The 14,689-nt window shown below is 65.1% G+C and carries 11 protein-coding genes; 6 read left to right on the top strand and 5 right to left on the bottom strand.

Features of this window, described 5'->3' with window-relative positions; genetic code table 11:
- Nucleotides 1–35: 35 nt before the first annotated feature.
- Entirely contained in the window at nt 36–1,427 is a 1,392-nt protein-coding gene (locus tag OIN59_RS06075; RefSeq protein WP_274108150.1) for an alpha/beta fold hydrolase, read from the top strand.
- Between the two features lie 420 nt (nt 1,428–1,847).
- On the opposite strand, the gene OIN59_RS06070 is transcribed toward OIN59_RS06075, so the two are convergent.
- The gene (locus tag OIN59_RS06070; RefSeq protein ID WP_274108148.1) at nt 1,848–2,405 is read right to left on the bottom strand and encodes an HNH endonuclease; all 558 of its coding nucleotides are present in this window, start codon (nt 2,403–2,405) and stop codon (nt 1,848–1,850) included.
- Between the two features lie 168 nt (nt 2,406–2,573).
- Between OIN59_RS06070 and OIN59_RS06065 the strand changes: the two genes are divergently transcribed.
- The 4 genes from OIN59_RS06065 to OIN59_RS06050 all read left to right on the top strand — a co-directional run bounded on the left by OIN59_RS06065 (nt 2,574) and on the right by OIN59_RS06050 (nt 9,004).
- Nucleotides 2,574–3,626 carry a bifunctional riboflavin kinase/FAD synthetase gene (locus OIN59_RS06065; RefSeq protein WP_274108146.1) on the top strand — a complete coding sequence of 351 codons (1,053 nt, stop codon included), beginning with the start codon at nt 2,574–2,576 and terminating at the stop codon, nt 3,624–3,626.
- A gap of 113 nt (nt 3,627–3,739) precedes the next feature.
- A complete protein-coding gene (gene ileS, locus OIN59_RS06060) occupies nt 3,740–6,625 on the top strand; it encodes an isoleucine--tRNA ligase (protein WP_274108144.1) in 2,886 nt (961 codons plus the stop codon).
- 26 nt (nt 6,626–6,651) lie between these two features.
- Nucleotides 6,652–7,116 (top strand): signal peptidase II, encoded by a 465-nt coding sequence (gene lspA, locus OIN59_RS06055; RefSeq protein WP_274108141.1) that lies wholly within the window; start codon nt 6,652–6,654, stop codon nt 7,114–7,116.
- Nucleotides 7,117–7,348: 232 nt separating this feature from the next.
- The gene (locus OIN59_RS06050) at nt 7,349–9,004 is read left to right on the top strand and encodes a Na/Pi cotransporter family protein (protein ID WP_274108139.1); all 1,656 of its coding nucleotides are present in this window, start codon (nt 7,349–7,351) and stop codon (nt 9,002–9,004) included.
- A 67-nt stretch (nt 9,005–9,071) separates the two neighbouring features.
- Here OIN59_RS06050 and OIN59_RS06045 read toward each other — a convergent pair whose 3' ends face one another.
- On the bottom strand, nt 9,072–10,052 hold the full coding sequence (locus OIN59_RS06045) for a bile acid:sodium symporter family protein (RefSeq protein WP_274108137.1): 981 nt from the start codon (nt 10,050–10,052) through the stop codon (nt 9,072–9,074).
- Between the two features lie 128 nt (nt 10,053–10,180).
- Between OIN59_RS06045 and OIN59_RS06040 the strand changes: the two genes are divergently transcribed.
- Entirely contained in the window at nt 10,181–11,098 is a 918-nt protein-coding gene (locus OIN59_RS06040; protein WP_274108135.1) for a LysR family transcriptional regulator, read from the top strand.
- An 83-nt stretch (nt 11,099–11,181) separates the two neighbouring features.
- Here the strand turns inward: OIN59_RS06040 and OIN59_RS06035 are convergent, their stop codons facing one another.
- The 3 genes from OIN59_RS06035 to OIN59_RS06025 form a co-directional block, all read right to left on the bottom strand.
- Nucleotides 11,182–12,678, bottom strand: coding sequence for a flagellin N-terminal helical domain-containing protein (locus tag OIN59_RS06035; RefSeq protein WP_274108133.1), 1,497 nt, complete (start codon nt 12,676–12,678; stop codon nt 11,182–11,184).
- A 148-nt stretch (nt 12,679–12,826) separates the two neighbouring features.
- Nucleotides 12,827–13,660, bottom strand: coding sequence for an NUDIX hydrolase (locus tag OIN59_RS06030; RefSeq protein ID WP_274108131.1), 834 nt, complete (start codon nt 13,658–13,660; stop codon nt 12,827–12,829).
- Nucleotides 13,657–14,640 (bottom strand): quinone oxidoreductase family protein, encoded by a 984-nt coding sequence (locus OIN59_RS06025; protein WP_274108130.1) that lies wholly within the window; start codon nt 14,638–14,640, stop codon nt 13,657–13,659. Before OIN59_RS06025 ends, OIN59_RS06030 begins: the two co-directional genes overlap by 4 nt.
- Nucleotides 14,641–14,689 lie beyond the last annotated feature (49 nt).

Here is a 14,689-nt window from a genome sequence, read left to right as displayed (position 1 = left end):
CGATCCACGGGCATTTTTTATTCTGAAGACACCCCATGAATCACCCCTTCTTGCTGCCCCGCCGATCCCTTTTGTTGGCCGCAGCGGCCGCCAGCCTGGCGCTGGCAGGCTGCGCCACCCGCAGCCCCAGCCTGGCCGAAGCGCCGCCCATTGTCTTTGTGCATGGCAATGGCGACACCGCCGCGCTGTGGCAGACCACCGTCTGGCGGTTCGAATCCAACGGCTGGCCCCGCGAGCGCCTGCACGCCATCGATGTGCCCTACCCTCTGTCGCGCGATGAGGACGCCAAGCCACAAGCGGGCCGCACGTCGACCGCAGAGCACATGGCCTACCTGAAGGCCGAGGTGGACAAGGTGCTCAAGACCACTGGCGCCAACCAGGTGGTGCTGATGGGCAACTCGCGCGGCGGCAATGCCATCCGCAACTACATTGACAACGGCGGCGGCGACAAGACCGTGAGCCACGCCATCCTGGGCGGCACCCCCAACCATGGCGTGTGGGCGATTCCGGGGTTTCGGGAAGGCAACGAGTTCTCGGGCACCGGCCCCTTCCTCAAAGCGCTGAATGCTCCCAAGAACGCGGCGGGCGACGAGGTAAGCGGCCCCGCGAAATGGATGACGATCCGCTCGGACAACAACGACAAGTTCGCCCAGCCCGATGGCCTGTGGATCGGCCAGAAAGGCAAACCTACCTACGTGACCGCCGCAGGCCCCGAACTCAAGGGCGCCACCAACGTGGTGATCCCGCGCATCGACCACCGCGAGACGTCGTACTCCCCCGCCGCGTTTGAAGCCACCTACCGCTTCATCACCGGCAAGGCACCGGTACGGACCGAGATTGCGGCCGAAAAATCTGCCGTCCTGAACGGCAAGATCACGGGTCTGGGCGTGGATTCTGCAGACCCCAAGACCGGCAGCTTCAGCAACAACCTGCCCCTGGCGGGAGCACAGCTGGAGGTGTACGCGACCGACGCCGCCACCGGCGCCCGCCTGGGGAGCGCCCTGCTGCGCAAGACCGTGGGCGCGGATGGCCAATGGGGACCGCTGCCCGTCCCCACCGGCTCGCCCATCGAGTTCGTGATCACCGCCCCCGGCTATGCCACCACCCACATCTACCGCAGCGGTTTCCCGCGCAGCAGTGACCTCATCCACCTGCGCGCTGAGCGCATGGCCGATGCCGACAAAGGCGCCGAGAGCGTTGTGACACTGACCCGCCCGCGCGGCTACCTGGACCCGGCACGCGACAAGATGCTGCTGGACGGAGCAGCGCCCGCTGGTGTGCCCGCCGGTGCCGGTGTGGCCTCGGCCAAGGTCAAGCCTGCGGGCGGGGTGCGCGCTATCGCGGCAGAGTTCAACGGCGAGCGCGTGGTGGGCCAGACCTGGCCTGCGGCCAGCGGCCACCTGGTGTTTCTGGAATTGACGTATTGAAGGACAGGGCGCTGGGCGGTACCGCATTCTTCTCAGCACCCGCCAAGAGGGGTCAAGACGGCCCTTATGGCTAGGCGCTCCGTCGCAGACAGTACGCTAGGGCCTGTTCACACTGTTTTCGGGGATCGCATTGCCCGGCCTGGGGGCGGCATGCTAGGCGACCGTGCGCAGCAAGGCTGATGCCTTGCAAGCGCGGGCAACGCCGCAGACGGCCCCCAGGCCGGGCAACCCGAAGAAAAGGCCCTTGCCGGCGCGCCACTCGTCGTTGCGCTCCTTGCGTGGGCATGAGCACACGCGGCGTCGCACGCCTAGATTGGCACGCCGGCAAGAGCCTTCGCGACCCCGAAAACAGTGTGAACAGACCCTCTACGGCAAGACGGAGCAACGACGTCAGAAGGGTCGTATTGGCCGCTCCCCCAACTAAGCCAACAGACGCGACGACTTTGGTACGTGCGCCATCAAAAACTCCATTTGATCGGCCAGGATGCGCCGGTTGCGCAGGATGAAGTCTTCCCACAGGCTGGGCACATAAGGCGCGTACAACAGGGGCATGTGGGCCTGCTCGGGTGTACGCGGGCCTTTGCGGTGGTTGCAGGGGCGGCACGCCGTGACCACATTCATCCAGTGGTCCTGCCCGTTGCGCGCAAAGGGCACGATGTGTTCGCGGGTGAGGTGCTCTTCATGGAAATGCCCGCCGCAGTAGGCGCACACATTGCGGTCGCGGGCAAAGAGCTTGCTGTTGGTCAGGCTGGGCTTGAGGTCAAACGGGTTGATGCTGGGCACGCCCTTGGTGCCGATGATGCTGTTGATGGCGATCACCGACTGCTCACCCGTGATGGCGTTGTGCCCGCCCCGGAACCGGGCGATCTGGGCGCCGGACTCCCAGCGCACCTCTCCAGCGGCGTAGTGAATCACCGCCTGTTCGAGTGAAATCCACGATTGGGGCAGCCCTTGGGCTGACAGCTTCAAGACCTTCAAAACACGCCTCCTGGAACACAAAGTACACAAGGATTCGGAACGCAGATGTCTCGCGGGCAGCCCTGCGCTGGGCAACTCGTGGGTCACAATATACTCCGTTTTCATGACAAATTGGCGTCCTGCGCTTGATGCACCTGCGCAGACTGCTATCAAAACCATAGCAAACCGATGAAGATCTTTCGCGGATTCCACCACCCTGGCATCGCCGATGCCTGTGCGCTGACCATCGGTAATTTCGATGGCGTGCACCGGGGTCATCAGGCCATGCTGGCCCTTTTGAACAGCGAGGCGGCACACAGGGGGGTCAACAGCTGTGTGCTCACTTTCGAGCCCCACCCGCGCGACTACTTTGCCGGGGTCCACCACAAGCCCGAACTGGCACCAGCCCGCATTGGCACGCTGCGCGACAAGCTCACCGAACTGGCCCGCTGCGGCGTGCAGCAGACCGTGGTGCTGCCCTTCGACGCCCGGCTGGCCGGGCAGCCGCCCGAAGTGTTCATCGACGAGGTGCTGGTGCGTGGCCTGGGCGCGCGTTACGTGCTGGTGGGCGACGACTTTCGCTTCGGCCGCCAGCGCGCGGGCGACTACACGATGCTGGACGCGGCAGGGCAAGCCAAGGGCTTCGACGTGGCACGCATGAACAGCTACGAGGTGCATGGACTGCGTGTGTCCAGCTCTGCCGTGCGCCAGGCCCTGGCGGCGGGCGATATGGAGGCTGCCGCGCGGCTGCTGGGGCGGCCCTACACCATCAGCGGCCATGTGGTGCATGGCCGCAAGTTGGGGCGCGAACTGGGTGCTACCGCCGAGGGAGTTGGCGACGGATTTCGCACCCTGAACCTGCGTTTTGCGCACTGGAAGCCCGCCGCCAGCGGCATCTTTGCCGTGCTGGTGCATGGCCTTGCCGCCGAGCCTTTGCCGGGCGTGGCCAACCTGGGGGTGCGCCCCTCGCTGGACCCCAATGACGTGAACGGTGGCCGCGTACTGCTGGAAACCCATTGCCTGCAGTGGCCCGCCGAACTGGGTGCCGAAGGGGCGTACGGTAAAATCGTACGCGTGGAACTGCTGCACAAACTGCACGACGAACTGAAGTACGACAGTCTGGATGCCCTGACGACGGGTATTGCGAAAGACTGTGCGGATGCGCGCGCCTACTTTGCATCGGCCCACGCCGCTCCCAACCACACCGAGACCCGGCGCCAAACCACGCGCGACCGAATTTAGGGGGCTGCCTGCGCAGCGCCTGCCCCGCAGGCCCGACACCTCTCGCGTTTCGCTCCCTGTTTCCCCGCATTGCTCCGGGCCTGCCCCGGAATGCCCCGTTTTAAGGCTCCCTCATGTCCGACAACGCCAGTACCACCGCAGCCACCGCCCCGGATTACCGCGGCACCCTGAACCTGCCCGACACCCCCTTCCCCATGCGTGGCGACCTGCCCAAGCGCGAGCCGGGCTGGGTGAAAGATTGGGAAGACAAGGGTCTGTACAAGCGCCTGCGCGACGCCCGCTGCGGCGCGCCCAAGTTCATCCTGCATGACGGTCCGCCCTACGCCAACGGCCAGATCCACATGGGCCACGCGGTGAACAAGATCCTCAAGGACATGATCACCAAGGCGCGCCAACTCGAAGGCTTTGACGCCCTGTATGTGCCCGGCTGGGACTGCCACGGCCTGCCGATCGAGAACGCCATCGAAAAGAGACACGGCCGCAACCTGAGCCGCGACGACATGCAGGCCAAGAGCCGCGCGTTCGCTACCGAGCAGATCGAGCAGCAGATGGTGGACTTCAAGCGCCTGGGCGTGCTCGGTGAATGGGACAACCCCTACAAGACCATGAACCCCGCCAACGAGGCAGGCGAAATCCGCGCCTTCAAGCGGGTGATGGAGCGCGGTTTTGTGTATCGCGGCCTCAAACCCGTGTACTGGTGCTTTGACTGCGGCTCGTCGCTGGCCGAGTTCGAGATCGAGTATCAGGACAAGAAGAGCACCACGCTGGACGTCGCTTTCAAGTCGCACGACCCCGCCGAGCTGGCCGCTGCCTTTGGCTTGCCGTCGCTGTCTAAGGACGCGTTCGTCGTCATCTGGACCACCACCGCCTGGACCATCCCCGCCAACCAGGCGCTGAACCTGAACCCCGAGATCACCTACGCGCTGGTGGACACGGGCGAGCGCATTCTGCTCGTGGCAGAGCCGCTGGTCGCTTCGTGCCTGGAGCGCTACGGCCTGACCGGTAGCGTGCTGGCCACCACCCTGGGCAAGAACCTGGGTGGCCTCACGTTTGAACACCCGCTGTACGACGTGGCCAGCGAGGACGGCAGCTTTGGCTACCGCCGCCTCTCGCCCGTGTACCTGGCCGACTACGCCACGGCCGACGACGGCACCGGTATCGTGCACTCCTCGCCCGCCTACGGGCTGGAGGATTTCAACTCCTGCGTGTCCCACGGCATGGCGCTCGACGACATCCTGAACCCCGTGCAAGGCAACGGCACCTACGCGGCTGACTTCCCGCTGTTCGGCGGCCAGCACATCTGGAAGGCCATTCCCGTCATCATCGAGGCCCTGCGCAATGCGGGCCGCCTGATGACCACCAAGGACATCACGCACAGCTACCCGCACTGCTGGCGCCACAAGACGCCGGTGATCTACCGCGCGGCCGCCCAGTGGTTCGTGCGCATGGACGAGGGCGAAGGCGTATTCACCCAGCCCGGCATGAAGCCCGCCAAGACGCTGCGCCAGATCGCGCTGGATGCCATCGAGCACACCAGTTTCTACCCCGAGAACGGCAAGGCCCGCCTGCATGACATGATCGCCGGGCGGCCCGACTGGTGTATCTCACGCCAGCGCAGCTGGGGCGTGCCCATCCCGTTCTTTTTGCACAAGGATTCGGGCGAGCTGCACCCGCGCACCATGGAAATCATGGACCAGGCGGCAGACATCGTCGAAAAGGGCGGCATCGAGGCCTGGAGCCGCGTGACGACCGAAGAGATCCTGGGTGCTGCCGATGCGCCGCACTACACCAAGAGCACTGACATCCTGGAAGTGTGGTTCGACTCGGGCTCCACCTTCAGCCATGTGCTGCGCGGCACGCACCCCAACGTGCACCACGACACGGGCCCCGAGGCCGACCTGTACCTGGAAGGCCACGACCAGCATCGCGGCTGGTTCCACAGCTCGCTGCTGCTGGCCTCGGCGCTGGAAGGCCGCGCGCCGTATCGCGGCCTGCTGACCCACGGCTTCACCGTGGACAGCCAGGGCCGCAAGATGAGCAAGTCGCTGGGCAACGGCATCGACCCGCAAGAGATCAACAAGAAGCTGGGCGCCGAGATCATCCGCCTGTGGGTGGCCGCCAGCGACTACTCGGGCGACATCGCGGGCGACGAGAAGATCCTGGCGCGCGTGGTGGACGCCTACCGCCGCATCCGCAACACGCTGCGCTTTTTGCTGGCCAACGTGAGCGATTTCGACCCGGCCAAGGACGCCGTGCCGTTCGACCAGATGCTGGAAATCGACCGCTACGCGCTCACCCGCGCATCCGAGTTCCAGGCCGAGGTGCTGGCGCACTACAAGGTGTACGAGTTCCACCCCGTGGTGGCCAAGCTGCAGCTGTACTGCTCGGAAGACCTGGGCGGCTTCTATCTGGACGTGCTCAAGGACCGCCTGTACACCACGGCACCCAAGAGCCTGGCCCGCCGCAGCGCGCAGACCGCCCTCTACAACATCACCCACGCCATGCTGCGCTGGATGGCGCCGTTCCTGTCCTTCACGGCCGAAGAGGCGTGGAAGGTGTTCGGCAGCTCCGACTCCATCTTCCTGGAGACCTACGGCAACGTGGCCGGGGTGGGTGCCGGTGCCGACGAAGGCCTGCTGGCCAAGTGGGCACGCCTGCGCGAGATCCGCGATGCGGTGAACAAGGAGATCGAGGCCCTGCGCGCCGCCGGCCAGGTGGGCTCTTCGCTGCAGGCCACCGCCACCCTCACGGCTGCACCCGAAGACCATGCGCTGCTGGCCAGCCTGGGCGACGACCTGAAGTTTGTGTTCATCACTTCTGCTATTGAATTGGTAGCTGGTGACGCCCTTCAAATCAGCGTCAAACCCAGTTCGGATGCCAAGTGCGAGCGCTGCTGGCACTACCGCAGCGATGTGGGCAGCGATGCCGCACACCCCACCATCTGCGGCCGCTGCACCAGCAACCTGTACGGCGACGGCGAAAGCCGTGCGCACGCCTGATGGTGCGCGCGCGCTCCGGCGTCGGCATGTGGCCCTGGCTGGCGTGGGCAGTGTTCCTTCTGGGGGCTGACCAGATCACCAAGACGCTGATCCTCAACCACTACCAGCTGGGCGACTCCACGTTCATCACCAGCTTCTTCAACATCGTGCGCGCGCACAACACCGGGGCGGCCTTCTCGTTCCTGTCGGACGCGGGCGGCTGGCAGCGCTGGCTGTTCACCGGCATCGGCGTGGTGGCCACGATTTTCATCGTGTGGCAGTTGCGTGCCCACCCTGGCCAGAAGCTGTTCAGCTTTGCGCTGTCCAGCATCCTGGGCGGGGCGGTGGGCAACGTGGTGGATCGGCTCATGCACGGCTATGTGGTGGACTTTTTGCAGTTCCACTATGCGGGCTGGTACTTCCCGTCGTTCAACCTGGCAGACTCGGCCATCACGGTGGGCGCGGCCTGCCTGATTCTGGATGAGCTGCTGAGGGTGCGGCGCGAGCGCTGAAGACACCCAGGCGCTCATCCCACAGACGGCCCGCTGCATGCGGGCCGTGCTGTTTGGGGCACAGCAACGCACCCAGCACCGACATGGGCATCTGCTCCAGCGCTATGGATTCAGGAGTATGCTTATGTGTCAGTTTTATGACAGTCTAGTGCGCGCGGTTCTTGCATTGACCCACGGGGTCTGGTCGTAGCCGGGTTTGCGCCCATCACAAGAAGAAGAAACAGCGGTTTTCATGAAGCATCTCCTCAATCTCCTGGCAGCCGTGGCGCTGCTGATCTGGGGCACCCATCTGGTGCGCACCGGCATCCTGCGGGTTTTCGGCGCCAACCTGCGCCAGCTCATTGCGCACAGCGTGAGCAGCCGGTTCACGGCGGTGCTGTCGGGCATCGGCGTGACCGCTGTCGTGCAGTCGAGCACGGCCACCGCGCTCATCGTGGCGTCCTTTGTGGGCCAGGGCCTGGTGGGACTGCCTGCGGCGCTGGCGGTGATGCTGGGGGCCGACGTGGGCACCAGCGTGATGGCCGTGGTGTTCTCGATGGACTTGTCGTGGCTGTCGCCACTGTTCATCTTTGTGGGCGTGGTGCTGTTCATCTCGCGCAAGGACACGGCCGTGGGGCGTGTGGGCCGCGTGCTGATTGGCCTGGGGCTGATGCTGCTGGCGCTGCGCCTCATCACCGAATCGACCACGGTACTCACCCAGTCGCCCACCGTGCGCACGCTGCTCTCGGCGCTCACCAGCGACTTGCTGCTGGAGATCTTCACCGGCGCCGTGCTGGCTATCGTGGCGTATTCAAGCCTTGCCACCGTGCTGCTCACGGCGGCGCTGGCGGGCTCGGGCGGTATCCCGGCTGAGGTGGCGCTGGGCCTGGTGCTGGGTGCCAACCTGGGCAGCGGCGTGCTGGCCGTGCTGACCACGATGAAGTCCAACGTACAGACGCGCCAGGTACCGCTGGGCAACCTGTTCTTCAAGATCATTGGCGTGCTCATCATGACGCCCCTCACCGGCTTGTGGCTGCAGCATGTGCGCCCTCACGTGCCCGAGACCGCCGCTCTGGTGGTGCTGTTCCACCTGGCCTTCAACATGGTGGTGGGTATCGTCTGCATCGGTCTCACGGGTACGGTGGCGCGCGCGGTGCAGCGCCTGCTGCCTGTCGAAAACGCACAGGCCGCCGCTGGCACCCGGCCTCAGCACCTGGACCCGTCGGCCCTGGCCACGCCGTCCCTGGCCATCTCTTGCGCCGCACGCGAGGCCTTGCACCAGGCCGACGTGGTCGAATCGATGCTGCTGGGCCTGCACAAGGTGATTCGCACCGACGACCTGCAACTTGCGCAGGACCTGCGCAAGCTCGACGACGAGGTGGACGGCCTGTATTCAGCCATCAAGTACTACATGACCAAGATCTCGCGCGAGGCCCTGGACGAGCGCGAGGGCCGCCGCTGGGCCGACATCATCAGCTTCACCATCAACATGGAGCAGATCGGCGACATCATCGAGCGTGTGCTGATCGACATCGAGGACAAGAAGATCAAGAAGGGCCGCCAGTTCTCCGAAGCGGGCATGGAAGAGATCAACGAACTGCACGCCCGCCTGATCGACAACCTGCGGCTGGCAATGAGCGTGTTCCTCAACGGCAGCGTGCGTGACGCACAAAAGCTGCTCGAAGAAAAAGCGCGCTTTCGCGACCTGGAGCATGCGTATTCGGCCACCCACCTGGCGCGCCTGTCGGACAACACGGTGCAGAGCATTGAAACCAGCTCACTGCACATCGACCTGATCAGCGAGCTCAAGCGCATCAACTCGCTGCTGTGCTCGGTGGCCTACCCCATCCTGGAGTCGGCCGGTGCCCTGGCGCCCAGCCGCCTGCGCGCACTGAACGATCAAGCTTGAGACCATTTTGGCTTCAAGCGCTTATGGAATAAGCGCATGTAGCTATACAAATAATAGCAAATACACCCTATATACCGCGCCGCGCATAGCGCTGCGCCAGCACTGCACACACCATCAGCTGCATCTGGTGGAACACCATGATGGGCAACACGATGGCGCCCACCGCGTGCGAGGCAAACAGCACCTTGGCCATGGGCACGCCGCTGGCCAGGCTCTTCTTGGAGCCGCAGAACACCAGCGTGATTTCGTCCTCCTTGGAGAACCCCATGCGCCGCGCGACCCAGGTGGTGGTCACCAGCGCCAGGGTCAGCAGTACGGCGCACACGACCACCAGGCCCAGCAGCGCAGACGCTGGCAACTGCCGCCACAGCCCCTCGACCACAGCCGCACTGAAAGCGGTGAACACCACCAGCAGGATGGAGCCCTGGTCCACCAGCTTGAGCGCTGCCGCCCGGCGCTGCACAAAGCCGCCGATCCATGGGCGCAGCAGGTGGCCCGCCACAAAGGGCACCAGCAACTGCAAGGTGATACGGCCGATGTTGGCCAGCGTGTCGTGCTGCGCAGCGCCCGCCTGCTGCTGTGCCTCGGGCAGCAACAGGCCCACCAGTAGCGGTGTGATCACGATGCCCAGCAGCGTGGACGCCGACGCGCTGCAAATGGCCGCAGGCATGTTGCCACGCGCCATGGCGGTGAACGCAATGGCCGACTGCACGGTCGCGGGCAGCACGCACAGGTACAGGATGCCGGTGTAAAGCCCCGGCGTGACCAGCGGCAGCAGCACCGGCCGCAGCGCCCAGCCCAGCAAGGGGAAAAGCACAAACGTGGCGCCCACCACCACCAGATGCAGCCGCCAGTGCGAGAGCCCCGCCACGATGGCATCGCGCGAGAGTTTGGCCCCGTGCAAAAAGAACAGCAGTGCCACGGCGGCCACGGTCAACCCCTCCAGCGCCTGGGCCGCCACGCCCGATGCAGGCAACACGCTGGCAAGGGTGACGGTACCCAGCAAGGCCAGGGTGAAGTTGTCGGGGAGAAAACGGGAACGGGCCATGGGTGACGGCGCAGCAGCGGCGCAAAAAAACAGAAACATGGGGCAGACAGAGCCCGAAGCCACGCATTGGACCGCAGCCGCATTCCAAAGAGAAATGGATTTCTCTGATGGATTTATGATTCTGCTGCATGAATATCACCCTGCGCCAGCTGCTTGTTTTCCAGTCGGTGGCCGCTACCCGCAACTTCAGCCGCACGGGCGATGTGGTGGGCCTGACCCAGCCGGCCGTGAGCCGCTGCATCACCGAGCTGGAAGCCCAGCTGGGCCTGAAGCTGCTCAACCGCACCACGCGCGAAGTGACGCTGACCGATGCGGGCCAGCGCCTGTCGGCGCGCCTGCCGCGCGTGCTGGAAGAGCTGGAGAACACGCTGCTGGATGTGCGTGAACTGGCCACCGAGCGGCGCGGCCGCGTGCGCGTGGCCAGCAGCCCCACGCTGTCGGCCAACCTCATGCCCGACTGCATCGCCGAGTGCCACCGCGTGCTGCCGGGGCTGCAGTTGGTGCTGCTGGACCGCATCCAGAGCGCGGTGCTGGCCAGTGTGCTGTCGGGCGAGGTGGACTTTGGCGTGGTCATTGACCCCAGCGAGCGCGAGGCGCTGCACTGCGAAACCATCCTGACCGAGCCGTTTTGCCTGGCCTGCCCGCCCGGCCACCGGCTGGCCCACAAACGCCAGGTGCGCTGGACCGACCTGGAGGGCGAAGCGCTGGTGCTGCTGGACCACGACTCCGGCAGCCGCCGCCTGATCGACCGCGCCCTGGCCGAGCACAACGTGGCCTGCACGGTAGCGCAGGAGGTGGGCCACCCCACCACCATCTTTCGCATGCTGGACGCGGGCCTGGGCATCTCGGTCATCCCCACCCTGGCCCTGCCGCCCGAAGGCCTGGCGCGGCTGGTGGTGCGCCCGCTGGTGCCGCGCGTGGACCGCGAGATCATGCTGGTGCACCGGCGCCACCGCGCGCTCTCGCCCGTGGCGCAGGCGGCTTGGGACTTGGTGAAAACGGTGGCGTTGCAGCGGCTGCCCGGCAAGGGCCAAGCCGCGAAATAAGGCAGTCCTGCGCGTGCAGGGGTGGCGATGTGCCCAGGCCTGCGAAGCCCCAATACATGGCCAGCACAAGGGAATGCGGCGCTTTACCGCAAAAGCGCCAATACCCCCTGGGGCAACTGGTTAGCCTGCGCCACCATGGCCGTGCCCGCCTGCTGCAGGATCTGCGCGCGTGAGAGGTTGGCGGTCTCGGCCGCAAAATCGGCATCGAGAATGCGGCTGCGTGAGGCCGACAGATTCTCGGAGGTCACCTGCAGATTACTGATCGAGGTTTCAAAGCGCGACTGCAAGGCGCCGAGCTTGGCACGCTCGCCGTTGATGAAGCTCAGCGCCGAATCCACCGTCTTGAGCGCATTGGTGGCTTTGGCAAAGGTCGTGACATCCAGGTCCGCCACCTTCTCCAGGCCCGAGCTGCCATCAGCCAAAGCATTGGTCCCTGTCGCATCGACGGCAAAGGACTTGTCGGAGTCCAGCGTGAGGTAGCCGCTGACGACAACCGCATCGTCCAGGGGGCCAATCATCAAGTTGGCAGGCGCACCCACTAGCGCAAGCCCCCCGTCACCGTCATCCACCATCTTCTGAACGTTCACGGTTCCGGTACTTTGGTTCGTACGGTCACCCACCAGGATGTTGTTCCCGCTGCGGTTGCCCAAGACAATGCCCGTCTCCCCCTCGTTCACCTGGGCCGTGACACCCGTCTTGGCAGACTGGTCATTGATGGCAGAGACAGCTGCCGCCAGATTGGAGGCGCCCGTACCACCATTCAAAGAGAACGACAGATCAATTTTGCTGCTGTTGTCCGATTGCAGCGTCAGGGAATAGGTCCCTGCACCGCTGAAAGTCAGCTGGAGGTTGGTTTGTGCCTGGGCTTTGACCCCCGTTTGCGCAGCGAGTCCATTGATCTGGTCCGCAATCTCCTTGGATGAGGCATTCGCATTGATGGTTGCGGTCCCGGAGCCCAGGGCTCCATTGATGAGCACGGAGCCCGCACTCACGCCGTTGGTTCCATAGGCGTTTGCGGGCTCGGGGCCGTACACCTGCTGAGCGGCGCCGGATGCAATCAGCTGGTTGTTGCCATAAACGCCGGTACGCAGGTTGGCGGTGGCCGCCACAATGGTCTGATTGGCATTGGCCCCCACCTGGAACTGCTGCGTGCCGAAGGTTCCATCCAGCAGCTTGGAGCCGTTGAATTCCGTGGTTTGCGAGATACGGTCCAGTTCGGACACCAGTTGGCCCACTTCCTGTTGCAGGGCCTGGCGGTCGCCAGCGCTGTTGGAGGCGTTGGCCGACTGCACAGCCAGTTCACGCACCCGTTGCAGGATGTCGCCGGAAGCCTTCAAGGCGCCTTCAGCGGTTTGCGCCAGAGAGATACCGTCGTTGGCGTTACGAACAGCCTGGTTCAGGCCACGGATCTGGCTGGTGAAGCGCTCGGAAATCGCCAGGCCGGCGGCATCATCCTTGGCGCTGTTGATGCGCAGGCCGGACGAGAGACGCTGAATGGAAGTATTCAACGAAGTCTGGCTCATGCCCAGATTGCGCTGCGCCGTCAAAGACGCTACGTTGGTGTTGATCGTGGATGCCATGCCAATGCTCCGTCCCAGTTTGTAGTGTTTATTGAGGTCTGTGAGAACCTCTTCTGGGAGTTGTATCGGCGCCAAACCGGCGAACTTGAGGTGTAGCGGCGAGCACCATGGTCCGCCCGCGCAGGCAACGCCCACGCCGCAGCGGCAACTACACGCCCAGAAACCCCGCAATCACCAGCCCGGCTTCCAGCGTGAACAGCCCCTGCGCCACGCGCTCGCGCACCAGGTCCAGGGGCAGCAGCTCAAAGTGCTCGACCTCGCCGTCCTGGTTGTCGGGCTCCATGCCCTGGGGCACCTGGGCGCGGAACCAGTCGATGCGCTCCACCATAAAGCCCGCGCCGCCGCCCTCACGGCTGGGGCGGCTGAACAGCACCTGGCCACCATGGGACACGTCGGCCAAGGTGTCCACCTGCAAGCCAGCCTCTTCCCAGGTTTCGCGGGCCAGGGCCTGGGGCAGCGAGTCGGCCGCCGAGACCATGCCGCCCATCAGCGTGTCCCACAGACCGGGGTTGTTGGGCTTGGTCATGGCGCGCTTTTGCACCCACATGCGGCCGTCGGGCGCCAGGCCCACCAAGTGCACGGCCCGGGTGGCAACGCCCAGCACGCGCACGGCCCCACGTTCCACCGTGCCGATGACCTCGCCCGCCGGGTTGGTCACCGCCAGTTGCTCATCGCGCCAGGGGCCACACAGGTCGGCATCGCGCAGCGCGGCGGCCAAGGTGTTGAGGGCGTCCGTGGTGTCTTCAGGCAACGCGTGCAAAGACCATGCGCTGCCCTGAAGATGCTCCTTTTCTGATAGCTGATAGCGCTTATGGATAAAGCGCTTCAGGCTGATTTGACTTAAGAATCCAGGTGCCACCGATCCCACCACCTGCCCCGCCACCACCAGCGGCTGCCGCTGTTGGGCCGGGGGCTGCTGCGCCGCCTGGCGCGCCCCCGCCAGCCACTGATCAAACGTGGGCGTCTGAGCAGGCGCGTTCACAGCGTGAGGATGGTGCAGCCGGTGGTCTTGCGCGCCTCCAGGTCGCGGTGCGCCTGTTGCACATCGGCCAGCGGGTACCGCTGGTCGATGTGGATCTTCACCTGCCCGCTGGCGACCACGGCAAACAGGTCGTCGGCCATGGCCTGCGTGGCCTCGCGCGTGGCGATGTGGGTGAACAGCGTCTGGCGCGTAACGTAGAGCGAGCCCTTGGCGCCCAGGCTACCGGGTGCAAACGGCGCCACCGGGCCCGACGCGTTGCCAAAGCTGGCCATGAGGCCGAAGGGACGCAGGCATTCGAGCGACTTGTCCCAGGTGTCCTTCCCGACCGAGTCGTACACCACCTTCACGCCCTTGCCGCCGGTGATCTCCTTCACGCGTGCGGCGAAGTCCTCAGTGCTGTAATTGATGGCGTGCGCCGCGCCGTTGGCCAAGGCCAACTGGCACTTGGCATCCGAGCCCGCCGTGCCAATGAGCTGCAGGCCCAGCGCCTTAGCCCACTGGCTGGCGATCAGGCCCACACCACCAGCCGCCGCGTGGAACAGCACAAAATCGCCGGGCTCCAGTCCTTCCACAGGGCGCGTCTTTTTGAGCAGGTACTGCGCCGTCAGCCCCTTGAGCATCATGGCCGCGCCGGTCTCGAAGCTGATGGCATCGGGCAGCTTGCACACACACTTGGCGGGCATCACGCGCACTTCGCAGTAGGCACCCGGCGGGTTGCTGGCATAGGCGGCGCGGTCGCCCACCTTCAGGTGCGTGACACCCTCGCCCACGGCCTCGATCACCCCTGCGCCTTCCATGCCGATGGTGGCGGGCATGTTCAACGGGTACAGGCCGGTGCGGTGGTACACGTCGATGAAGTTCAGGCCGATGGCGTGGTGGCGAATGCGGACTTCGCCGGGGCCGGGTTCGCCCACGGTGACATCCACAATGTGGAGTTCTTCGGGACCACCGTGCTGGCGGATCTGGACGGCAAGGCTCATGGCTAACGGTCTCCTCAAAAATGGGGGTGAAGTCACAACGGCGGCCATC

This window comes from Acidovorax benzenivorans, from assembly GCF_028680575.1.
Classification (GTDB): Bacteria; Pseudomonadota; Gammaproteobacteria; order Burkholderiales; family Burkholderiaceae_C; genus Acidovorax; species Acidovorax benzenivorans.
The sequence above is the reverse complement of the archived record's forward strand: the minus strand, read 5'-3'. Positions and strand labels throughout refer to the sequence as shown.

Coding starts and splice junctions, on each gene's coding strand:
- OIN59_RS06075 (WP_274108150.1), top strand. CDS start 36: ATGAATCACCCCTTCTTGCTGCCCCGCCGATCCCTTTTGTTGGCCGCA.
- OIN59_RS06065 (WP_274108146.1), top strand. CDS start 2,574: ATGAAGATCTTTCGCGGATTCCACCACCCTGGCATCGCCGATGCCTGT.
- ileS (WP_274108144.1), top strand. CDS start 3,740: ATGTCCGACAACGCCAGTACCACCGCAGCCACCGCCCCGGATTACCGC.
- lspA (WP_274108141.1), top strand. CDS start 6,652: ATGTGGCCCTGGCTGGCGTGGGCAGTGTTCCTTCTGGGGGCTGACCAG.
- OIN59_RS06050 (WP_274108139.1), top strand. CDS start 7,349: ATGAAGCATCTCCTCAATCTCCTGGCAGCCGTGGCGCTGCTGATCTGG.
- OIN59_RS06045 (WP_274108137.1), bottom strand. CDS start 10,052: ATGGCCCGTTCCCGTTTTCTCCCCGACAACTTCACCCTGGCCTTGCTG.
- OIN59_RS06040 (WP_274108135.1), top strand. CDS start 10,181: ATGAATATCACCCTGCGCCAGCTGCTTGTTTTCCAGTCGGTGGCCGCT.
- OIN59_RS06035 (WP_274108133.1), bottom strand. CDS start 12,678: ATGGCATCCACGATCAACACCAACGTAGCGTCTTTGACGGCGCAGCGC.
- OIN59_RS06025 (WP_274108130.1), bottom strand. CDS start 14,640: ATGAGCCTTGCCGTCCAGATCCGCCAGCACGGTGGTCCCGAAGAACTC.